Origin of the sequence: Candidatus Anaeroferrophillus wilburensis (genome assembly GCA_016934315.1) — a bacterium.
Taxonomy (GTDB): domain Bacteria; phylum Desulfobacterota; class Anaeroferrophillalia; order Anaeroferrophillales; family Anaeroferrophillaceae; genus Anaeroferrophillus; species Anaeroferrophillus wilburensis.
This window is the reverse complement of sequence record JAFGSY010000042.1, coordinates 17666-40431: the sequence shown is the minus strand read 5'-3', so window position 1 is coordinate 40431 and position 22766 is coordinate 17666. Positions and strand designations below refer to the sequence as shown.

Below are 22766 nucleotides of genomic sequence, written 5' to 3'. Positions count from 1 at the left end.
TTGATTTAAAGCGGTTTTGGCCGCCAAGCGAATCACCCGGATGGTGATTCGCGGCGGACGCCTCAGAGCCGGCCATGGACGGCCGGCGAGAATGAGCGTAAATCAATCCCCGAACAGCGTAACACCGCATAACTACAGGGGCATATTCCCGTGTCTCCGGGACGGCTGCCGGCGCGTCTTGTTGCGCAGCAGGCGCAAAGACCTGATCAGGCAGCGCCGGGTTTCCCGGGGCTCGATAATATCCTGGACATAGGTGACATCGGAAGCCAGAGCCAGGGGATCGGCGTAGTGCTCCCGATACTGCGTCACCTTCTCCTGCCTGAAGGCCTCGGGGTTATCAGCGGCACCGATCTCTTTGCCGTAGAACAGTTCAACCGCCTGTTCCGCCCCCATGGCGCCAATCTCCGCCGTTGGCCAGGCATAGATGAGGTCAGTGCCGAACCCCGGCAGAATCCCCATGCCCAGAGCCGCCCCACCGTAGACCTTGCGCAGGAGAACCGCCATTCTGGGGACGGTGGCTTCGGAAAGGGCGTAGAGGACCTTGGCGCCGTGGCTGATAATGCCGGCATACTCCTGATCCCGGCCGGGAAGATAGCCAGGTGTATCCACCAGCAGGACCAGAGGAATGTTGAAAGCATCGCAAAAACGGATGAAGCGGGCCTGCTTGCGGGAGCTGTCGGTGGTCATGCAGCCGGCTTTCACCAGCGGCTGATTGGCAACCATACCCACCGCATAGCCATCCAGACGGCAGAAACCGGTGATGATTTCGCCGGCATACTCCTGTTTCACCTCGAGAAAATCACCGTCATCTACCACCTGACGGATCACCTGCCGCATATCATAGGCTTTGGTGGCCTTTGCCGGCACCAACTCGCCGAGATCATCGGCATACCGGTCCGGATCATCACCGGCAGCCCACCGTTCAGGGGCCTGCCGCCAGTTGTCCGGCAGGAAGCCCAAAAGCCGCCTGATCTCCCGAAAACAATCCATTTCACTCTTGACCCGGAAATCGGCCACCCCGGTTTTTTGGCAATGGATCTGGGCACCGCCCAGTTCGCCCATGGTCACCTCCTCGCCCATAACCGATTTGATCACCCGGGGGCCGGTGATGAACATGTGGGACTGCTGGTCAATCATGAAGATAAAATCCATCAGGGCCGGAGAATAGACGGAGCCGCCGGTGCAGTTGCCGAGAATGGCGGCAATCTGGGGAACGACGCCGGAACTTAAGGCATTGGCGTAAAAAACCACCCCAGCATGCTTTTCATCGCTCACCCGGTAGGGATCGTCACTACCACTCAGCTCAGGTCGCAGCACCCGGGCCCCGGGGGAGTCATTGAGGGCAATGATCGGCACCCCCATCTCCATGGCCAGTTCATGGATCTTGTAGAGTTTACGGCCGTGCATATAGCCCTGAGAGCCCCCCAGCACCGTCACATCCTGGGCATACGCACAGACCACTCGGCCGTCGATGGTGCCGTGGCCGGTGACAATGCCATCGCCGGGAGCACCAATCTTGTGCTTGATCAGTAGGTTGAATTCATTGAAACTGCCCGGGTCAAGAAGGTGTTCAATACGCTCCCTGGCCGTCAGCTTCCCCTTCTCATGCTGCCGGTCAACCTTCTCCTGACCGCCGCCGAGGACGGCCTTGGCTTTAACCTGCCGCAGCTTTCCAATTCGTTCTTTCATCACATTCCTTTCCAGCCGGCACGATCAACGACTCATGCACATGCATAATCTTTTCCTACAGACGCATATGGACCAACCATGAGATCCCTACACACTTCCAGGGTTCTATCGGCCTTTGTCTGCATATATTTTATCTTCAGGTAAACACTCCCCGGGTAAAGATCTCCAGAAACAGCTCACCCAGCTTCTCAGCTGAAATTTCGCCATCATGATGAAACCACTTGCAGGTATAGTGGACCATGCCGAAGAAAGCAAAGGCGGCCACCGACTGAGGGATGGGCTTCATAACACCCTGTTCCTGAAGTTGAGAAAATATACCGGTGAGCGCCTTGACATAGCGCCGCTCCTTGCCAATCAGGATATCACGGTAATCGCCGCTCAGACAGTCCAGCTCATTGATCAGCAAGATCAGTCGCTCCTGGTCGCCGGCATAAAAGCCGGTATAAAAACGCATAAACCGGGATAATTTTTCCGCCGGCGCACGTTCCTCGGCACACAGCTTCTCGATCTCCTCGAGGGCGACGGTGACATAGTCATCAAGGAGCAGAAAGAGCAGTTCCTCCTTGCTGGCGACATAGTGGTAGAGGGAGCTTTTCTGGATCCCCAAAACCTGGGCGATATCCCGAATAGAGGTTCCATGATAGCCCTGGCGGGCAAAAAGGGAAGCTGCCGTATCAAAAAGCAGCTGGCGTCTGCTGGAGGCGGTTTTTTTCATAGACAAACTACCGAACGATCGTTAGGTTAATACCCACGTCTTTAGCATTGAGAGTATCCCGATGTCAATAAAAAATGCCTGTCCCTGACTTACTATTTCTTCACGGTGGGCATATGCCCCAAGCAAAATGGGCTAAATGACCAACGAACACTTACCTCACCCACCTACAAACCTGCGGCAAATCACTCTTATTGTCACAAAGTCCTTTATTTTCGGCAGCCTACGGAAAAAGATAGTCAGCACTGACCAGAGAAAAGCAAACTCAAATATACCCAGAAAACGGTATGGTAATTGCTAGCCCTTTAAGAATCAGTAACCATCCGCTAACTCTTGACCTTATCCCCCTCTACGATCCATTCCATGTACCGGTGAATATGTTGGGGGAACAGCAGCACAAACCATTATCTGCCTTTTGCCCCGGATGGAACGGCAATGCCCCATACCAATGGTTCCAGCAACCCCTACATATCACCGTCCTCACCAACGATGCCAGCCACAAGAGACAAGACTTTGACAGCAGCGTGGATCATGTTCTGAGAGTAAGCATTCCCTGAGCCCACCAGCAGGAGGAAGAAATGACCAAGGCCCTGAAACCCGTTATTTTTCTGTGCTTCACTGTTTCACTACTCCTTCTCCTGCCCTTGGCAGCCAACGCCGGCAATGGTGGCCTATCTACTCCTGAAGACTGCCTTGTCTGTCATCAGCCGACCGTCCATGGCGAACACCAGACACAGAATGTCGACTGTCTTGAGTGTCACTTCAATCCCACCGACCCCGATATCATTGCAACAGTCAACTATGCCCTGAACAACGGTGGCAAAGCTTACTGTGCCTATTGCCATGAAACCGAAGCACGGGAAATCCATCTCCACTCGGGTGAGCATGACCATGCACAGGTACCTCCCGACTGCACAGCCTGCCATGGAAGTGATATCAGGGCAGCCCATATTGACCGGGATGAGGATGACCTGACGGTCAAGCTCAGCTGCTCTACCTGCCACAGCAGCACAGACCAGTCAGGAACGGACCCTACGGTAAGGACTGTTGTTGATCTGGGGCTGTCCGGAACGGAGGTAATCTGCAGCGACTGCCATCTTGGTGGATCTGCAGACCATTCAGCCGCCCACGATCATGCAGTAATCAGTGATCTCAGCTGTCTTGAATGCCATGCCGACAACGTGGTCACCGAACATGTCACCAACAATGACTTAACCTGTACTTCCTGCCATGACAGTGCCGAACCGGCGGTGCTTGATGCCATCGCAACAGGCTCAGGTCCTGAGGGGGTCGATGTTGACTGCAGTGCCTGCCACGGGGCAACCAATCATCTTGCCGACCATAACCATGCCGTTATCTACAGTCCGGACTGTCTCTCGTGCCATGCTGACAACGTGGTCACCGAACATATCACCAACCATGACCTTACCTGCGCTGTTTGTCACAACAGCACCGAACCGGTTGTTCTTGATGCCATTGCAACGGGTTCCGGTCCTGCAGGGACTGATATTGACTGCTATGCCTGCCATGGTGATGTCGACCATTCCACTGCCCACAACCAGATATTCCTGATGACCCGACAAGATGGCCTACCGGTCACTATGACCTCGTCCGACGATCCGGCCGACGGCGTCTATGACAACCTGCCGCCGTTCAGGCCCAGTGAAACCTGCGGCGCCTGCCACCGCCAGGTGGCTGACAACCATTGGGGCAACTTCCATTCTGGTCTGCGGATGCTGGAACTGCTGGATGCCCAGGGCGATCCCATCCCCCGGGGCACGTGGGATCCCAGCCGCCCCTGGATTTCCGGACCGGGGATGTTCGGCAACTGGTGTCCAACCTATCAGCGCCAGCTGGCAGACATGAACACTGTTTTTACCGATGAAAACGAATTCCTCGCCAAAGTTGATTTAAGCGCCTTTGAATTTGTCCAGCAGTGCAGCATCTGTCATGTGGGCGGCGGTATCGGCGACCTCAACCCTTACGGTTATACGGTACCCGAACCCCATTATGAACACGACAACAGTGCGCGGGCTGCTGCGCTGGCCACCGATGCCACCAATGGCAATCATGATTTGGTACCGTTGAATGCCTGGGATTTTCAGGTAAAGGAAGGCATGGTCGTCCAGGCACAATGGCATGAAGAGTCAGGGATACTGGATGTTGACTGTCTCATGTGCCACCTGGCTGGCTACAAACATCTGGCCCGCAATGCGCAGATTACCGACGGCACGTTTAAAAATGCCGCCACCGTTGGCACCGGGGTGGCTACTCCCGACCCGGAAACCCCTGATGTTTTTGATTATCAAAGCTATTATGTCTCCCGGGATCCGGAGAACAAACTGTACCTCAACAGCAATTTTTCCCGCAATATCAAAAGAATACCGGATTCGGCTAACTGCCTGGCCTGCCATATGCCCGAAAGCCTGGAATTTGAAAATGAAGTCCTGAATGGCGACGCCTGGCAGGACGGTTTCCTGGCGGCAACCGCCGTTGCCAGCAGTGATCCCCAGAACCCGGACCCGCTAATTTCAGCAAACCAGCACGCCGCGGTCTACCGCAACGACTACCTGAAACGGGGTGACAGCTGGCATGGCGACGAAGTGCACAAGGTGCTGCAGTGCGGCGGCTGTCACTCGGAAACCGGCAAGTTCACTGCGGTGAATCAGCACAGCCCCGGCAAGGGACTCGACCCCCTGAAGTTTCCTGCCGAACACGATGAGACGGTAAAGACCTGTGAAGACTGCCATCTCTATTACGGTGATCTGGATGGTGATCATATCGCTGATATAGAGCACTATGGCCCGCCGGAAATGCAGGGGAAACACCATATAGCCGGCCTGTTGGCGCCCATTGTACCCACTGCCCGGCGGATTGTCGACGCCTCGGGCACAGAAGAGGAGTTTCTCGGCAATCACCTGGACATCATCTCCTGCACCGCCTGTCATGTACAGAAACGCTATACTGCCGCCCGTTCCGTCGATTACAGCACCGGCGGCCGGTTTTACAACCTGACGGGCAATCCTCCTGACCTGCCGCCGGCCGGGGAAGAGATTGCGTTAGCCTATACCTGGAGGGAAAACACCCGCAATAAAGTTATTGCCGGCGTTCCCAATCCTGAGTGGCGGCGCAAGATCTACCCGTTCAACTACCTGACCGCCATCTACTGGGACAATATCGGCACTACTGATGCCAATGGCGACGGTTTCAGCAACGGCAGCGACAATAATGGCTCCACGGTTACCGGGGATCCTTTCTTTCTCAGAACAATAAAGGATCAGTTTCTCTACCAGGAGGTAAACGATTACAACGATCCCATCAGCAGCGGTCTGGATGGCATGGTCAATTTCGATGAGCTTCAGGAATGGGCAATGACCACCCAGGCGGGCAGCGTCATGTTTACCCAGGCGGCAGAGATCGATGCCTTCCAGACAAAAATGACCGCTGTCGACAGCGGCTATCTTCCCCGGCTAAGCCTTAAATCACAGCCTTTTCTGCTCACCCACAATGTCATGCCCACCACTCCCCGGGGCATATCCGGCGGCGACGTGTACGCTCTGGGCACCCCGGTGCGTGATCCAGAAGGCATCATCGTGCAGTATGGCTGCACCGATTGCCATAACGGCAGCAACGGCATTTTCAACGGCGCTTATGATCTGCTGGGGAGCGGCCGCCAAACAAGTGATGGCAGCGAGGAACCCATAACCATAACCTGGAATGATGCGGGTGATGTGCGCGCTGATGCCTTATGGTGGGACCGCCAGGGAACAGCGGCACTAATAGACTTCAGCTCGGGGAACCAGACCAGAACACCAACCCGCAGCGAGTTCCTTGGTTACGACCCCGCAAAAGTCACGTATCTGAACACCATTACCGCTGCTTCCCAAGGGATAGGCGTGGATCCGATTGCCGACATCCTTTCCATTGATGGCAAAACGGCTGACGGAACAATCATTGACGTCGTGGTCGGCTCGACGGTCACCATGATCGCCGCTGATGCCGGTGTCGGCGGCCCCTTCAGTTATGGCTGGACGGTGAATGACGCCAGCGAACAGCTTGCAGGACAAACCGTTGAAAAAACCTTTGGCAAAACCGGACTCTGGACGGTGATGCTGACCGTTGTGGACGAAGAAGGCAAGGTGGTTCAGAACAGTCAAAAAGTCAGCGTTGTTCCTCCCGGCGCTGAGACCGGCATTACGGCAACTGTGACACCGGGAAGCCCGTCAGTAATTCTTTCATTGAGCAATATGCCGACCCATGACAGCCTCTACTTTTACTATGGTGACGGATTGCGGGAACAGGTCTACAGCAGTGACAGCAACTACAGTCACACTCACAACTACCGACTCCGTGACAAATATCTGCTGGCCGGCAACTATACCTATCAGACCTCGGTTCGCATCTACCTGGCAGGAGCTCTGGTGGAAACCATTCAGACAACAGTGGTCATTCCTGCCAATTAGAAAAGGGTGAACAACAACTATACAACCGACGACGGCCTATGGGAATCCATAGGCCGTCGTCGGTAAAGGAGAAAGTAAATCCTTGACCATGTTCATCAATATGTGCGGGGATACCCTTTGTGTTCTATCACCGCAGCAGCAAGTTTATCACGCATAATCACGGTATTCTGCGGCAGATAATCGAGATAGCGCTTCAACACCCTCAGCATCTCAACCAGTTGTTCACCCTCAAGCACCGCAGCCAGGAGCTCTTCGCCATGGGCAGCCAGCCGGGAAAACGCAGCATAGAGATAGTTTCTGGTAGCCAGAAGGGCAAAGTCATCTTCCCGACTGTCGTCCATGGTCACCATCAATTTACCAACCCGCAGCAAGGCACTTTCCAGGGCAAAGACTTCGATAATCATTTCAGCGATCAGGCCCAGCAGTTCCTGCTGTTCATTGATATCCTGCAGATGTTTCTTGATCACCAGACCAGCAACCATTAATGTTGCCTTCTTGGCATTCCTGACCATCCTGGTTTCAACCTCCAGGAATCCCTCTGCTGGATCCCCGCACTGCCCAGCCCGGCCACTTTTCACCTCTTCCTGCAGATCTGCCAGTTTTTTCATTAGCGGCAGCTGGCCTTTAAGACCCCGACGAACCAGCATGCCGGGAATCAATATGCGGTTGATCTCATTGGTGCCTTCAAAAATCCGGTTGATCCGGGAATCACGGTAAAGCCGTTCGGCAGGATATTCCTGACAATAGCCATAGCCACCATGAATCTGGAGTCCTTCATCGACGACAAAATCAAGCATCTCACTGGCCAGAATTTTGACAATGGAACATTCAATGGCATATTCCTCGATTCCCTCAAGAACCTGCTCCGCCGAGGGATGGTCATCAGCATTCCCGGCAAGAATATCATCAATCATCCCCACCAAACGGTAGGTGGCACTCTCGGCAACAAAAATTTCGGTTGCCATCTGGGCAATTTTTTTACGGATCAAACCGAATTGGTTTAAAGATTTTTTAAACTGATACCGCTCGCCGGCATATCTGACCGCATCCTCAAGCGCCAGCTTTGCCGCCCCCAGACATCCAGCCCCCAGCTTGTAGCGGCCAATATTAAGGATATTGAAAGCGATCAGATGCCCTTTGCCAACCTCACCGAGCAGGTTTGCCGCCGGAACTTCGACATTTTCCAGAATCAGGCTGGCAGTTGAAGAACCTTTAATTCCCAGTTTTTTCTCCTCAAGGCCGATACTGACCCCGGGCATCCCCCTTTCAACAATAAAAGCACTGAAATCCTGACCATTAATCTTGGCAAAGACCACAAAGGTCTTTGCCCACCGTGCGTTGGTAATAAACTGTTTGCTACCATTCAGCAGGTAGCAGGTCCCATCATTGCTGAGGGAGGCTGTGGTTTTAGCCGCCAGGGCATCGGAACCGGAACCCGGTTCCGTAAGGCAATATGAACCAATATCACCCCGACCCAAACCCGGAAGGTATTTTCGTTTCTGCTCCTCGGTGCCATAAAAAACAAAGGGAAGGGTGGAAATTCCCACATGGGCGGCATGCGTAACGGAAAAAGAACCGGCCATGCCCATCTTTTCCGTAATCAGTGCCGAACTGGCTTTATCAAGCCCCAGCCCCTGATAGGCTTCCGGAATATCAGCCATCAGCAAACCCAGCTCCCCGGCCTGCCGCATAAGGTCTTCCGCCACCCCCTCCTGCTGAACCTCTATCTCATCAATGCGTGGCAGAATCTCACCACGAACAAAATCCTCAGTGGTTTTGGCAATCAGCCGTTGTTCCTCGCTGAAATCTTCCGGGATGAACGTGTGTTCCGGGGAGGTTTCAGTAATGAGAAACCCGCCCCCGGGGATTTGTTTGCAATTATTCATAGTCCTGCCATTAACTCAGTCTATAGTTACAATGGATGTTCACTATGGCCGCCTGCTAGAGCAGTTCAAAAATGCCGGCGGCACCCATACCGCCGCCGATACACATGGAAACGATACCCCGTTTCACCTGCCGCCGTTTCATCTCGTAGAAAAGCTGGGTCGATAGTTTGGCACCGGTGCACCCCAAGGGATGGCCAAGGGCAATAGCACCGCCATTGGGATTGATATCACCAGCCCAATAGCGCTTTTCCAGGCCGGCCTGGCGCAACGAATAGAGACATTGGGAAGCAAAGGCCTCATTGATCTCAAACAGATCAATATCCTTAGTCTTGAGACCGGCCTGCTGCAGCACCTTGGGAATGGCATACGCCGGCCCCACCCCCATGATATCGGGATCAACTCCGGCAACGGCATAGTTGGTCAACCGCGCCAGCGGCTTGAGGCCCAGGGCCTTGGCCTTGTCGGCACTCATGAGCAGCAGAAAAGCAGCCCCATCGGTCATCTGGGAGGAATTGGCAGCAGTGACTGAGCCGCCGTCCTTGAAAGGCGACTTCAGCGATGCCATCTTCTCCATGGTGGTCGGCCAACGGACACCGTCATCCATGGCAAAAACCACCTCCTCACGAACCCGACGGCCATGGCTGTCAGCGGTATACTTCCAGGCGCTTATGGGCACCAGTTCATCGGCAAATTTGCCGGTTTGAATGGCCTCATAAGCCCGACGGTTGCTTTCCATCCCCATCCGATCCTGGTCCTCCCGAGAAATCTGAAACTGCTCAGCAACATTTTCCGCGGTAATTCCCATGGACACGTAGGTGTTCGGCAGGGTTCCCCAGTCGGGATGGGGACGAAAGATGCTGCCGCCCATGGGGATATGGCTCATGGTTTCGGCCCCGCCGGCAATGATCACCTCCGACCAGCCGGCCTGGATTTTGGCCGTCGCATCGGCAATGGCCTGCAGCCCCGAAGAGCAGAAGCGGTTCACCGTCATACCACAGGTTTCCACCGGCAATCCGGCTCCCAGGCTGACAACCCGCCCCAGGTTCATCCCCTGTTCCGCTTCCGGGAAGGCACAACCGCAGATCAGGTCGTCAACCTCCGCCGGTTGCAGCTCCGGCACCCGTGCCAACAGCCCCTTTACCACCTGGATGGCAATTTCATCACTCCTGGTCTGGGCCAGGCCCCCTTTTTTATACCGACCGCCGGGACTTCTCACCGCGGCAACAATAACAGCTTCACCCATTATAATCCTCCCTCGTCAAATTGAACGCAGCAACGGCACATCGCACCTGACGCCGCTTCCTATGGTTTAGTTGCGCAACGGCTTGCCGTTTTTCAGCATATACATCATGCGGTCCTGGGTTTTTGCTTCGCCGCACAGGCTCAGGAAAGCCTCCCGCTCCAGATCAAGGATCTCTGCTTCGGAAACATAGGTCCCCTCAGCGCAATCACCGCCTGAAAGCACCCGGGCGAGTTTGCCGGCCACCTGCTGATCATAGTCGGAAATATAGTTGCCGGCCCGCATGTTATGGAGGATGGCCGCCACCATGCCGCGGAAATTATCGCCCATCACCGGAACCAGCGCCGGTTTCGGGGGCTGGTAAAATTTGGACAGGCCGAGAACCACATTTTTGGCATCGTTGATCTGCAGATCACGATTCATGCTGATGGTATCTGTTTTGCGGATAAAGCCCAATTCCATGGCCTCCACCGCGCTGGTGGCCACCTTGGCCATACCGATGTTTTCAAAAGCCTTCTGGTACAACGTCTGCAAATTGAGGCCGTTGGCCACCGTACCATCGGGAATCCCCTCGGTGCAGCGGACCATCATCTCCTTGGTGCCGCCGCCGGCGGGAATCACCCCGACCCCCACTTCCACCAAGCCCATGTAGGTTTCCCCACAGGGCTGACAGCGGGCACCATGCATGGAAATTTCACAACCACCCCCCAGTGCCATGCCCGCTGGCGCAACAACCACCGGCTTGCGGGCAAATTTCATCCGCATGTTGGCATACTGAAAATCATGGATCATCTTGTCAAGGATATCCCAGTCACCTTTCTGAATGGTAACAAACACCTGGAAGAGATTGGCGCCGACGGAAAAATTCTGCCCGTGGTTGGCCACTACCAATCCTAGGAAGTCCCGTTCGACGATGTCACAACTCTGGTAGATCATCTCCCCCACATCGCCATCAATGGCATTCATCTTGGTATGAAACTCCAGACAGGCCACCCCGTCACCAAGGTCGATCAAACTGGCACCGGGATTGCTGGCCACCACCCGTTGACGCTCCTTAAGGGCTGGCAGCAGAATAATTTTGGGATTATCTGTCAGCCTGATGTACTCCTGGGTGGCAAAATCATAGCAGTAACGACCATCCTCCTGCTGACGATAAAAGGTGGTGTGGCCACGCTTGAGCATGTCACTGATTTTCTTCGGGACTTTCAGCTTCAGGCCCTTCATTACTTTGACCACCTCTTCTACCCCGAGCAGATCCCACAACTCAAAAGGACCCATTTTGTGATTATAGCCCCACTTCATTGTGTTATCAATCGCCGCCACCGTATCGCAGATTTCCGGAATCCGGTTGGCAGCGTAGATGAAGTTGCGGCACAGGTACTCCCGAACTACTTCGGCAGCCACATCTGAACCGGCAAACAACAGCCGCAGCTTGGCGCCAAAACCGCCGGGCGCCTTCCTGGCCGCCTCCAGGGAGGAATATTTCGGCCGACTGGAAGGCACATACTCCATGGTCCGGTAGTCAAGCGCCAATTTGACCCGCTTGCCCTGCTCATCCTTGGTCTTTTTATAAAACCCCTGGCGGGTCTTGTTTCCCAGCCATTTATTTTCCATCATCTTGATCATGAAATCCTGGGGGATGAAAAAGTCCCGCATCTCATCATCCTTGACTGCCTCATGAAGATTATTCATGACATGGAAACCGGTATCGATGCCCACCAGATCCATGGTGCCGCAGATAGATGATCCGGGTCGGCCGACCCCCTTGCCAATGATGGCATCCAGTTCCGGCACCGACAAATTGCGCTCAGTCATAATCCGGATGGCGTTGGCAATATCAAAGACGCCGATCCGGTTGGCAATGAAATTGGGCACATCCTTGCAGATCACCACCCCTTTGCCCAGCCGCTCCTCACACACGATAGTCATCGCCTCGACGATCTCGGGCCGGGTCGACTCGCCGGGGATGATCTCCACCAACTTCATGTAACGAGGCGGATTGAAAAAGTGGATGCCCAAAAAGCGCTCTTTGATGGTTGCCGGCAGATTGGCGGCAATATCCTTGATGGGCAACCCCGAGGTATTAGTGGAAATGACACATGTCGGACCTACCAGAGCCGCCACTTTGGCCAGCAGTTCCTGCTTGATCTGTAGATTTTCAATCACCACCTCAATGACCCAGTCAACCTCCGCCAATGCATCCAGATCATCCTCAAAATTACCGATGGTGACCAAGGCGGCATTCTTTTTGCTGTAGAAACTGGCCGGCTTTGCTTTGACTGCCGAAGCCAGCCCTTTGGCGGCAAAACTGTTGCGCCAGGTGGAATCTTCTCTGGTCAGCCCTTTCTGCTGGTCAGCTTCGCTCAACTCAAACGGGATAATGTCCAGCAGCAGGCACTCGATCCCCGCATTGGCAAGGTGGGCGGCAATGGCAGCCCCCATGACCCCGGCTCCCAGAACGGCAGCTTTTTTCACTTCATATGACATACGCTTCCCCCCTTCTTTGTCTGTATCGTTTTGTTCAGCCGCCAAATGAACTGTCCAGCATCTCCACCGCAACTTTTTCCTGCATCGCAATGCTCTGGCACCGGCTTTTGATTGAATGCAGGATATGGACGGCAAAATACCGGGCTGCAGCCATTTTTCCCTGGTAAAAGGCAACCTCACTGTCAGTGCGGGCCAAAGCCCGCTGGCCGGCCTTATTGCCGGCAACATCCTGCCCACGGTAAATCGCCTCCAGTTTACCGGCAGCAATCGCGGCACCCTGCAGCAGCTGCCAGCCAACTACCAGATCACCGAGAATATTGAGATAGGGCCGGGCATTGAGGATGGGAACAATCAGCCCGGCACCCTCGGCCCAACCGGCAAAACTTTCCGTCAGGCCGCCCACCGCCTGCAGGGCTTTGCCCAGCAGACCGCCGTAGGTACTCAATGCATCAACCTGCTGCACCTGGGCAGCCGTTTTACCAATTTCCTGCAGCAGGTTACGGATATTCTTACCTTTATTCTGGGCCAATTTACGACCCACCAGATCAAGGGCCTGGATGCCGTTGGTCCCCTCGTACAGACAGGCGATCTTCGCATCGCGCAGATACTGCTCCACCGGATATTCACTGCAATAGCCATAGCCGCCATAGACATCAATGGCCAGGGAACAGATCTCCATGGCCTTGTCGGAAGAAAAGGCCTTGCATACCGGGGTCAGCAGTTCGGCAAACCCCTGCCAGTATTCCTGCTGCTCAATGGTTGCCGCAATTTCAGCCCGGTCAAGACAGTAGGCAACATAATAGTTCATCGCCCGTATACCCTCCACATAGGCCTTCATCCACAAAAGCATCCGTCTGACATCCGGATGTTCAATAATGGCCACCCCCTGGGCTGCCGGATTGGCAAAATCCCAGATGGGCCGCCCCTGGATGCGGTCACGGGCATACTGCAGGGACTGCTCATAGGCCGCGGTGGCATGTCCCAGCCCCTGCATGCCAACCTCCAGCCGGGCCTCATTCATCATATTGAACATGATCCGCATGCCGGTCCGCTGCTCCCCGAGCAGCTCGCCGATGCACGACTCATTTTCACCAAAATTCAGGGTACAGGTGGCCGACCCCTTGATACCCAACTTATGTTCAATGTTGCCGGTGATAACATCATTGGCAGCCCCGAGGGAACCATCGTCATTAACTTTTACCTTCGGCACAATAAAGAGGGAAATACCGTCCGTTCCCGGGGGATCGCCTTCCACCCGGGCCAGCACTGCATGGACGATATTTTCCGTCAGATCATGGTCACCACTGGAGATAAAGCACTTGCTGCCGGTTATCTGGTAGGTACCATCGGCAAGGCGGCGGGCCCTGGTTTTCAAAGCCCCGACATCACTGCCGGCACCGGCTTCCGTTAGGCACATGGTTCCACCCCATTGGCCCGAATACATTTTGTCCATATATTTCCGCATCTGCTCCTCGGTACCGTACTTTTCAATCAGTCCGGCTGCCCCCCAGGTCAGACCAGGATACATGACAAAGGCAAAATTTGCCGAATTGAACAGCTCGGCACAGGCTGAAAAAACCGTCAACGGCATCCCTTGGCCGCCCACATCCGGATCCCGGGTGGCGCAGTTCCAACCGGCCTCGCAAAATTTCTTATAGGGTTCATGAAAACAGGGCGGCGCGCTCACTTGGCCATCAGTGAACGTACATCCCTGCTGATCGCCGAGACTATAGGTGGGCTGAATCTCATTGACTGCCATCTTTTCCGCTTCGCCCAAAAGCAAATTGACATCTTCAACCGTGTAATCCTCGTACCTCCCAGCAACAAACAGGCTCTCAATGCCGATCTGCTCATAGAGAACAAATTTCTGATCCCTGGTATTCACCAGCCCGTTACCCATCGTCTTCCTCCCTCATTTCATGATAAAAGATGGCTCTTCGCTGTTATGGGTGAGTGCTCATTCATTCTTAGGACAAAAAAAGGTGTGCGAAGACACCAACAAACAACCATCGCTTATTGATTGACAAGGCCGAACCTGATAATTGCCAGAAGATCATCGGCTTTGGCAGCCAAAGAATATTTTCTTGAACTGAATACCCAGCAGCTGACAATCTCATCTAAACTGCCAAAGACAACTTCACGCGCAACTTTCACGTCAACCTGCGGCCTGATGCAGCCTTCCTCAATGCCAGCGCGTAAAAGGGTTTCAATAAAGCGATAATACTGCCGCAAAGGCTCGGTAATTCCAGCCCGAATGGTAAAACTGGACTGGCGCAGCTGCACCTGGAAAAAATTTGCCAGTACAGGATTATCTTCAAAATACGACAGATGGAAACGTACCAGTGCGGCTATCTTGTCCATGGCCGAATCCTGCTGCTCCACCAGCACGGACATTTCACTCAGAACTTCAGTCATTTTTTCCCGGAAAACGGAGATGAGGATCTCCTCTTTATTGGCAAAATAGAGATAAATGGTACCATCGGCAATCCCTGCTTTGCGGGCTATTTTTGCCACCTGGCAGTCATGGTAGCCAAACTCCGCGAAGGCTTCCATAGCTGCCTCAATGATAGCCATAAATTTTTCCCGCTTGCGCGGTTCTGTTGGGACACTAGTCTTCATACAGGGCATCAAGCTGCTGCTGAAATTTAGAAGTCACCACTTTGCGGCGCAGTTTCAGTGTCGGGGTAACTTCTTCCATATCCATGGAAAAATCGCTGCCCAACACAATAAACTTCTTAACCTGCTCATAACCGGGAATATCATTTTCTTGGTGGACTTTGGCAATACGCCGCTCAATCATCCGCAGGATTTCAGGATCTTCCAGCAAACCACGGACATCGGTATAGAGAATATCGTGTTTCAGAGCATATTCCTCCAGCTTCTCGTAGTTGGGAACCACCAGAGCGGAGATAAACTTGCGCTGATCACCATGGAGCATCACATCACTGATGTATTTGTCCATTTTCAGCAGGTTTTCCAAGTGCTGCGGAGCAATATTTTTGCCGCCGGCAGTAACAATGAGATCCTTTTTGCGATCGGTAATCCGCAGAAAGCCCTCATCATCCAGCTCGCCGACATCGCCGGTGCAGAACCAGCCATCAACAAACACCTCCTTGGTGGCCTCGGGATTCTTATAGTATCCCTGGGTGATATTAGGGCCCTTGGCCAGGATTTCACCATCATCAGCAATCTTCACCTGAACTTCAGGAATGACCCTGCCAACCGTCCCAAATTTTAATGCTTCCGGGGTATTCACCGTCAACACCGGCGACGTTTCCGTCAAACCATAGCCTTCGAGGATATAATAGCCAACAGCATAGAAAAACTCGGCAATTTTCCTTGGCAGAGGGGCACCACCGGAGACAAAAAATCTGATCCTGCCACCAAGTTTTTCCCCCATCTTACTGAAAATCAACTTTGTGGCCAGCTTGTATTGCAAGGCCAGCATTGCTCCCGGCTGCCGGTGCTCATCATGGCAGGCGGCAACCTGGGTGGCAACCCCAAAAGCCCAGAACATCAGGCGTTTTTTCAGTCCTGAGCTGTGCAAGGCAGCATCGTAGATTTTACCATAGATCTTTTCAAACAGCCGGGGAACACTGATCATGATCGTCGGTGCCACTTCAGCCATATTCAAGGGCACGGTATCAATGGCTTCAGCATAGGCGATGGTTGCCCCGGCATAGATCATCAGGTAATAGCCTGCCATTCGCTCCAGCACATGGCTAAGCGGCAGATGCGACAGGGCAATATCATCATGGTTCACTTCAACCATGGCCGCCGCGCCGACACAATTGCTGTAAAAATTCCGGTGGGTCAGCATGACACCTTTAGGATCGCCGGTGGTTCCTGAAGTATACATGATCGTTGCCAGATCATTCTCATCTATACGACTGCGTGCCTCTTCCAACCGGCCGGGATTATCCTGCAGCCAGGCAATCCCTTCAGCCTCGAAGGCGGCCAGGCTAACCACCCCATCACTGGCCAACAAGGCCTGGTCAATATCATCAAAAACCACAATAGTGCTCAGCGCCGGGCAGGAGGGCTTTGCCTCAAGGGCCTTCTGCAGCTGTTCTGCAGAAGAGACAAAGAGAAGCACGGCCTCTGAATTGTTCATCAAATAGGCCAACTGAGTCGGCCGGTTGGTGGGATAGACCGGGACATCAAGAGCCCCGCAGGAAAGAATCCCCAGATCGGCAAATGCCCACTCCGGCCGGTTTTCCGACAGGATGCCTATCCGATCACCCGATTTTATGCCAACAGCCAACAGTCCGGCAGCGACCTGATTAACCCGCCGGGCCCACTCATTCCAGGAAATGGTGCTATACTGCCCCGCTTTCTTCACCATCATTGCCCGGTCATCACCGTATCGGTTGACCCGATCAAAAAACATCTGGACGAGATTCATATGCCTTCCTTTCACCGGAATGAATGATCACTCATTTGCAGCGAATAGAACATTTTTTTATCCTTGTCAAGGGAAATTGGTGCAGCAACAGGCAAAAGGAATGAAAAGTGGAGTTTTTAGCCGGCAATGGCCGAAAGTGAGGCGAAGTATTCACAGGCCCGGGGAGTAGCAACCCGTCCACGAGGAGTCCTGGCCAAGAAACCAAGCTGCAGCAGATAGGGCTCACATATATCTTCCAGGGTATCGCCCTCTTCATGCAGAACGGCAGCCAGGGTTTCGATACCCACTGGCCCGCCGGCAAATTTGTGAATGAGAGCCTGGAGATACTGGCGGTCAAGGGGATCGAGACCATAGGTGTCGATCTCCATCTTTTCCAGGGCGTGGCGGGCAACGTCGCCGGAGATCAAAGGCGCTCCATGGATCTGGGCAAAATCCCTGACCCGTTTCAGCAGTCGATTGGCAATTCTTGGCGTACCTCGTGACCGACAGGCTATTTCAGCCTCACCATCATTGTCAAGAGAGACGTTCAATATCCCGGCTGACCGGCGGATAATGCGGGCAAGTTCTTCATGCTTATAGAAATTAAGCCGAAAGGTAATGCCGAAACGACCCCGCAGGGGGGAGCTGAGCAAACCAGCCCTGGTGGTAGCCCCCACCAGGGTGAAGGGAGGCAGATCGAGGCGAATGGAACGGGCAGCAGGCCCCTGACCAATGATAATATCAAGTTTAAAATCTTCCAGGGCCGGATAGAGAATTTCCTCGACGGAGCGATTCAAACGATGAATTTCATCGATAAAAAGGATATCCATCTCGTGCAGGTTGGTAAGAATCGCCGCCAGATCACCGGGACGTTCAATTGCCGGTCCGGACGTTGATCTGACCTGGACACCCATTTCATGGGCAACAATGTTCGACAACGTAGTTTTTCCCAAACCGGGAGGGCCGGAAAAAAGCACATGATCCAAGGGTTCACGCCGTTCCCTGGCCGCGGCAATATATACTTTGAGGTTATCGATAATCTTCGTCTGGCCGACATACTCCGCCAGCCGGGCCGGTCGCAGGGACAGCTCGTCGGGCAAATCATCGGTAACCGGATGCTGATCAACCAACCTGTCATCCACGGTGTATTCCTTTAAGCACCTGTTTCAGCAGTTCTTCCAACGTTCCCTCAGGATGCTTGGCAAGCGCCGCATCAACCATTCCCAGACAGTCTGTTGGTTTAAAACCCAGCGACTCCATCGCCCTGAGCAGTTCATGGCGAACGGTTTCACCACCGCTGCTTGATGGAGACGGCAACTGGCCCCAGGTGCCCGAACGATGTTTCTTCAGTTCTTCACCCAACTCCAGCGCCAGCCGCTGGGATAGTTTTTTCCCCAATCCGGGGATTTTTGTCAGCAGGGCGACATCCTGATTGATGAGCATCTGTTCCAGCTGGCCAGGTTCAATCCGCGAAATAATGTTTAACGCCAGCTTTGGCCCAACACCGGCAACCGAAAGGAGCCGCAAAAACATCTGCTGTTCTTCGGCGGCAGCAAACCCATAGAGAATGAACTGGTCATCCCTGATCCTGGTCGTCACCCAGAGTACCAGCTGCTGCTCCAACGGCGGCAGCCGCCGGTAGGTACCGGCTGGGATAAAAAGCTGATAGCCCACCCCGGCCACATCAACAATAATCTGATCAGGCTCCTTGACTATCAACGTTCCCGCAAGCCTGGCAATCATAAATGCTTTACCGCTGCTGCCCGGCAGGCAGCTCGGTGATGTTGGTGGTGACAAATGGCAACCGCCAGGGCATCCGCAGCATGCTCTCCCCTGATGGAACGGTTATTGAGAATTACCGAAACCATTTGCAGCACCTGGCTTTTATCAGCCTTACCATAACCAACCACCGTCTGCTTAACCACCGCCGGGGGATATTCAAAAATTTCCAGGCTGCAATTGGCGGCAGCCACCATTGCTGCCCCGCGAGCCTGGCCCAGGATAATCATACTCTTAATATTACGACCGAAAAAAATCCCTTCAACCGCCATGAGATCCGGCTGATGCTGATTAATAAGCTCCAGGGTGGCAGCATACAAGCGGGCCAGTTTCTGAGAAAGCGTCAGGGATGAAGGGAGTGATAGCTGAGAGTGGTGGACAAGCTGCAGATCGATGCCGGCATTAGCCACCAGACCAAATCCGGTTGAGGAACTGCCGGGATCTATACCTAAGACCAGCATGAGACCATCTCGACCTGCTTTCAAAAAATCGCCCCCCGACTGCCACCTGGATTCAGACCCATGGCAACCGGCAGAATTCAGCCTTGGAATTGTTCCAGCGTCTCGTTATCAATATCAAAATTGGCATACACATTCTGAACATCATCAGAATCCTCCAATTTTTCCATCAGCCGCAGCATCTGCTCTGCTTCCTTGCCCTCAAGTTTGACGGTGTTCTGGGGAATTCTAGTCACCTCTGCCGACACATAGCTCCAGCCACGGTCATCAAAGGCCTGTTTAACCGGTTCATAGTTTTCCGGATCAGTCAACACTTCAAAGGTGCCATCCTCCTCGATCTCATCGACATCATCAGCGCCGGTTTCAAGGGCCAGGTCAAAAAGAGCCTCTTCCTCAACGTCCTTCTTCTCAAAAACGATCAGGCCCTTTTTATCAAAAATCCAGGAAACACAGCCGTTTTCCCCCAGATTGCCGTTGCTTTTATTAAAGATATGCCGGATTTCGGCGGCTGTCCGGTTCCGGTTATCAGTGAGGATTTCAACCATCACCGCTACCCCGCCGGGGCCGTAGCCTTCATAGGTCAACTCCTCATAGTTGACCCCTTCCATCTCACCGGTCCCCCGTTTGATGGAACGGTCAATATTTTCTTTCGGCATATTGACCGCTTTGGCGGCTGCGACCGCAGACCGCAGCCGCGGGTTGGCGTCGATATCCCCACCACCCTGACGGGCGGCAACGGTGATCTCTTTAATCAGCTTGGTAAATATCTTCCCCCGCTTGGCATCGACCGCACCTTTACGGTGTTTGATGGAACTCCATTTATTATGACCTGACATCGTTTATTCCTATAAGACTAAAAATAAAAATTGCTTGCAATAATCAGTAAATACCCCTCACAAGGGAAGTCCCTTTAAACCTCTGCCGAAGTATGTAACGCACCTGTCCAGCCTCTGTCAAGGCTGAAAAAAACGGGGCCGGCTTTTGCCAGCCGGCCCCGTTGATCTTCATCCTGCAGCCATGATTAGCCAATCATCAGCAACGGTGCGATAACCAGTGAAACAATGGACATCAATTTGATCAAAATGTTCATTGCCGGACCGGAGGTATCTTTGAAGGGGTCACCAACCGTATCGCCGGTAACCGCGGCTTTATGGGCATCTGATCCTTTGCCGCCCAGATGTCCCTGCTCAATGTACTTTTTGGCATTGTCCCAAGCACCACCGGCATTAGCCATAAACAGAGCCATGAATACCCCGGCCAGAGTTGCCCCGGCCAACGTACCTCCAAGAGCCTCTGCACCAAGGCCGAAACCAACCGCAATCGGCACCACAACGGCGAGCATGCCGGGCAGAATCATCTCTTTCAACGAAGCAGCGGTGCTGATATCAACACACTTTTCATATTCAGGCCGGGCCGTACCTTCCATGATCCCCGGGATATCGCGAAACTGCCGGCGGACTTCCTCAACCATGGCAAAAGCAGCTTTACCCACCGAAGACATAGTCAAGGCGCCAACGAGGAACGGCACGATGCCGCCGATAAAAAGACCAATAACCACCATGGGATTGGTCAGGTTGATAACTTCGAGGCCAACCGCAGAGCTGTAGGCAGAAAACAGCGCCAGAGCGGTAAGGGCAGCGGAGCCAATGGCAAACCCTTTACCAATGGCCGCCGTGGTGTTGCCCAGCGCATCGAGGCTGTCGGTAATCTTGCGGGTCTCCTCGCCCAGACCGGACATTTCCGAAATCCCGCCGGCATTGTCGGCAATGGGACCATAGGCATCAACTGACATGGTAACACCAACCGTGGCCAGCATGCCGACCGCAGCAATACCGATGCCGTAGAGGCCGATCAACTTGTAGCTACCGAAAATCGCCGCACAGATGAGCAGCACGGGAATGGCACAACTTTCCATCCCAACTGCCAGGCCGGTAATGATGTTGGTCGCCGGACCGGTCTGGCTGGCTTCGGCGATTTTGATAATCGGGCCAGCTGCAGTATAGTATTCGGTGACCAGCCCGATCAGGATCCCGCAGGCACAACCGAACAGTACCGCCCAGAAGGCGCCAATGGGCAGGCCCAGTGCTTGAGACATATAATAGGTACCAATCAGCATGGCGCCGGCACCTATAAAGGTGCAGTAACGCAGGGCGTCGGCCGGGTTGTATTTTTCCAGCACCTTCATGGACAGGACGCCAAGCATGGAACTAACAATGCCGATCATGACCACCAGCAGGGGGAAGCACATGAACTGGTAGCGCATGGTGCTGAAAATTGCCCCGGATGCGGTGGCGGCAATGGCAATGGTGGCGATGACCGAACCGACATAGGACTCAAAAATATCAGCACCCATACCGGCAATATCACCAACGTTGTCACCAACGTTATCAGCGATGGTGGCCGGGTTGCGGGGGTCATCCTCAGGAATACCCGCTTCCACCTTGCCAACCAGGTCGGCACCGACATCAGCTGCCTTGGTGTAGATACCGCCACCAACCCTGGCGAACAGGGCAATGGAGCTGGCACCCATGGCAAAGCCGTTGATATACTGGGACGTTTCCGGCGTACCGCCAAAGAAGTAGAAGAGAATGCCAACACCCAGCAGACCAAGGGCAGCAACGCTCATCCCCATGACAGCGCCACCGCTGAAGGCAACACTCAGGGCTTTGGCCTGACCGGACAGATTAGCGGCGGATGACGTCCTGACATTGGCGCGGGTTGCGGCAACCATGCCAAAATAGCCGGCCAGCACCGAGCAGATGGCGCCGCCAAGGAACGCATAAGCCGTATAACGGCTGAGAAAAGCATACAACAAGACAAACACGGCAATAACAAAGACGGCCAGAATTTTATACTCGCGTTTAAGAAACGCCATTGCCCCTTCGTGAATCGCATCCGAAAGGTCACGCATCGTGTCATTCCCCACAGGCTGCTTGACAACATACGCGTACAGCACACCGGCAAACAGGAGACCGATAATCCCCAGAATCGGTGCATAAATCGTTAAATTCTCCATTCTCTCCCTCCTTACAATAGTGTTAACATATTAAAATAACGATACCTTAATCAACCTCGTTAGAACGGCGATGAAACAAATTCATGGCCTTGGATGCACCTTGATTGACCAATACCCCAAGGGCCTCCACTGCCTTGCCAACCATTTCCTCGACCACCTCGGCTTCCTGAACGGTAAAGGGTGACAGCACATAATCCACCACATCAGGCGGCCGTATTGAAAGCCCGATCCCCAGCCGCAGGCGCAGGAAATCAGCTGTCTGCAGGAACTCCATAACCGAGGCAACTCCATTATGGCCGCCGCCCCCCCCCCTTTTTTTAATCTTTACCTGGCCGAGGGGAATATCCAGATCATCATGGACGACAATGACCCGGGCAGGATCTGCAATCTCAAAGAACGTCACCAGCGAGACAACGGAACGGCCACTCAGATTCATGTAGGTTTGCGGCTTTGCCAGCGCTACCTGCTGTTTTCCCAGAAGGCCTCGACAGTATTCCGCCTCCAGAGATGGAGAATACCGAAAAGAGACGGACAGCTCCTGCGCCAGCCGATTGAGAACCTGAAAACCAAGATTATGCCGGGTGGCGGCATATTCCCCGCCGGGATTGCCCAAACCGATGACCAGGAAATCAGTCATCTATCCTGCAAAACC

At 53.8% G+C, this 22766-nt stretch carries 15 protein-coding genes; 1 reads left to right on the top strand and 14 read right to left on the bottom strand.

Going from position 1 to position 22766, the window contains the following annotated elements; all coding sequences use genetic code 11:
• Nucleotides 1–132: 132 nt before the first annotated feature.
• Entirely contained in the window at nucleotides 133–1689 is a 1557-nt protein-coding gene (locus JXO50_10925) for an acyl-CoA carboxylase subunit beta (GenBank protein ID MBN2333602.1), read from the bottom strand.
• A gap of 136 nt (nucleotides 1690–1825) precedes the next feature.
• A complete protein-coding gene (locus JXO50_10920; GenBank protein MBN2333601.1) occupies nucleotides 1826–2404 on the bottom strand; it encodes a TetR family transcriptional regulator in 579 nt (192 codons plus the stop codon).
• Nucleotides 2405–2979: 575 nt separating this feature from the next.
• Here JXO50_10920 and JXO50_10915 point away from each other — a divergent pair.
• The gene (locus tag JXO50_10915) at nucleotides 2980–6864 is read left to right on the top strand and encodes a hypothetical protein (protein ID MBN2333600.1); all 3885 of its coding nucleotides are present in this window, start codon (nucleotides 2980–2982) and stop codon (nucleotides 6862–6864) included.
• Nucleotides 6865–6959: 95 nt separating this feature from the next.
• Here JXO50_10915 and JXO50_10910 read toward each other — a convergent pair whose 3' ends face one another.
• The 12 genes from JXO50_10910 to JXO50_10855 all read right to left on the bottom strand — a co-directional run bounded on the left by JXO50_10910 (nucleotide 6960) and on the right by JXO50_10855 (nucleotide 22751).
• Nucleotides 6960–8750: an acyl-CoA dehydrogenase family protein gene (locus JXO50_10910; GenBank protein MBN2333599.1), complete on the bottom strand. Its 1791-nt coding sequence runs from the start codon at nucleotides 8748–8750 to the stop codon at nucleotides 6960–6962.
• A gap of 55 nt (nucleotides 8751–8805) precedes the next feature.
• A complete protein-coding gene (locus JXO50_10905) occupies nucleotides 8806–9993 on the bottom strand; it encodes a thiolase family protein (protein MBN2333598.1) in 1188 nt (395 codons plus the stop codon).
• Nucleotides 9994–10059: 66 nt separating this feature from the next.
• Nucleotides 10060–12477, bottom strand: coding sequence for an enoyl-CoA hydratase/isomerase family protein (locus tag JXO50_10900; protein MBN2333597.1), 2418 nt, complete (start codon nucleotides 12475–12477; stop codon nucleotides 10060–10062).
• A gap of 34 nt (nucleotides 12478–12511) precedes the next feature.
• Nucleotides 12512–14377 (bottom strand): acyl-CoA dehydrogenase, encoded by a 1866-nt coding sequence (locus tag JXO50_10895; GenBank protein ID MBN2333596.1) that lies wholly within the window; start codon nucleotides 14375–14377, stop codon nucleotides 12512–12514.
• 113 nt (nucleotides 14378–14490) lie between these two features.
• Nucleotides 14491–15051, bottom strand: a complete 561-nt coding sequence (locus tag JXO50_10890; protein MBN2333595.1) for a TetR/AcrR family transcriptional regulator — start codon at nucleotides 15049–15051, stop codon at nucleotides 14491–14493.
• A gap of 34 nt (nucleotides 15052–15085) precedes the next feature.
• Nucleotides 15086–16882 carry a long-chain fatty acid--CoA ligase gene (locus JXO50_10885; GenBank protein MBN2333594.1) on the bottom strand — a complete coding sequence of 599 codons (1797 nt, stop codon included), beginning with the start codon at nucleotides 16880–16882 and terminating at the stop codon, nucleotides 15086–15088.
• Nucleotides 16883–16998: 116 nt separating this feature from the next.
• Nucleotides 16999–18003, bottom strand: a complete 1005-nt coding sequence (ruvB, locus tag JXO50_10880; GenBank protein ID MBN2333593.1) for a Holliday junction branch migration DNA helicase RuvB — start codon at nucleotides 18001–18003, stop codon at nucleotides 16999–17001.
• The gene (gene ruvA / locus JXO50_10875) at nucleotides 17996–18604 is read right to left on the bottom strand and encodes a Holliday junction branch migration protein RuvA (protein ID MBN2333592.1); all 609 of its coding nucleotides are present in this window, start codon (nucleotides 18602–18604) and stop codon (nucleotides 17996–17998) included. The genes ruvB and ruvA overlap by 8 nt, the downstream gene beginning before the upstream one ends.
• Nucleotides 18601–19101: a crossover junction endodeoxyribonuclease RuvC gene (gene ruvC / locus JXO50_10870; GenBank protein ID MBN2333591.1), complete on the bottom strand. Its 501-nt coding sequence runs from the start codon at nucleotides 19099–19101 to the stop codon at nucleotides 18601–18603. Before ruvC ends, ruvA begins: the two co-directional genes overlap by 4 nt.
• 77 nt (nucleotides 19102–19178) lie before the next feature.
• Nucleotides 19179–19934 carry a YebC/PmpR family DNA-binding transcriptional regulator gene (locus JXO50_10865; protein ID MBN2333590.1) on the bottom strand — a complete coding sequence of 252 codons (756 nt, stop codon included), beginning with the start codon at nucleotides 19932–19934 and terminating at the stop codon, nucleotides 19179–19181.
• A 185-nt stretch (nucleotides 19935–20119) separates the two neighbouring features.
• The gene (locus JXO50_10860; protein ID MBN2333589.1) at nucleotides 20120–22114 is read right to left on the bottom strand and encodes a sodium-translocating pyrophosphatase; all 1995 of its coding nucleotides are present in this window, start codon (nucleotides 22112–22114) and stop codon (nucleotides 20120–20122) included.
• Nucleotides 22115–22160: 46 nt separating this feature from the next.
• Nucleotides 22161–22751: an aminoacyl-tRNA hydrolase gene (locus JXO50_10855; GenBank protein MBN2333588.1), complete on the bottom strand. Its 591-nt coding sequence runs from the start codon at nucleotides 22749–22751 to the stop codon at nucleotides 22161–22163.
• Between the last annotated feature and the right edge of the window lie 15 nt (nucleotides 22752–22766).

Bases quoted from the DNA above. Each gene is read 5' to 3' on its own strand.
- JXO50_10915 (MBN2333600.1), top strand. From the start codon at position 2,980: ATGACCAAGGCCCTGAAACCCGTTATTTTTCTGTGCTTCACTGTTTCA.
- JXO50_10885 (MBN2333594.1), bottom strand. From the start codon at position 16,882: ATGAATCTCGTCCAGATGTTTTTTGATCGGGTCAACCGATACGGTGAT.
- JXO50_10865 (MBN2333590.1), bottom strand. From the start codon at position 19,934: ATGTCAGGTCATAATAAATGGAGTTCCATCAAACACCGTAAAGGTGCG.
- JXO50_10910 (MBN2333599.1), bottom strand. From the start codon at position 8,750: ATGAATAATTGCAAACAAATCCCCGGGGGCGGGTTTCTCATTACTGAA.
- JXO50_10855 (MBN2333588.1), bottom strand. From the start codon at position 22,751: ATGACTGATTTCCTGGTCATCGGTTTGGGCAATCCCGGCGGGGAATAT.
- ruvA (MBN2333592.1), bottom strand. From the start codon at position 18,604: ATGATTGCCAGGCTTGCGGGAACGTTGATAGTCAAGGAGCCTGATCAG.
- JXO50_10920 (MBN2333601.1), bottom strand. From the start codon at position 2,404: ATGAAAAAAACCGCCTCCAGCAGACGCCAGCTGCTTTTTGATACGGCA.
- JXO50_10900 (MBN2333597.1), bottom strand. From the start codon at position 12,477: ATGTCATATGAAGTGAAAAAAGCTGCCGTTCTGGGAGCCGGGGTCATG.
- JXO50_10925 (MBN2333602.1), bottom strand. From the start codon at position 1,689: ATGAAAGAACGAATTGGAAAGCTGCGGCAGGTTAAAGCCAAGGCCGTC.
- ruvC (MBN2333591.1), bottom strand. From the start codon at position 19,101: ATGCTGGTCTTAGGTATAGATCCCGGCAGTTCCTCAACCGGATTTGGT.
- JXO50_10895 (MBN2333596.1), bottom strand. From the start codon at position 14,377: ATGGGTAACGGGCTGGTGAATACCAGGGATCAGAAATTTGTTCTCTAT.
- JXO50_10890 (MBN2333595.1), bottom strand. From the start codon at position 15,051: ATGGCTATCATTGAGGCAGCTATGGAAGCCTTCGCGGAGTTTGGCTAC.
- JXO50_10905 (MBN2333598.1), bottom strand. From the start codon at position 9,993: ATGGGTGAAGCTGTTATTGTTGCCGCGGTGAGAAGTCCCGGCGGTCGG.
- JXO50_10860 (MBN2333589.1), bottom strand. From the start codon at position 22,114: ATGGAGAATTTAACGATTTATGCACCGATTCTGGGGATTATCGGTCTC.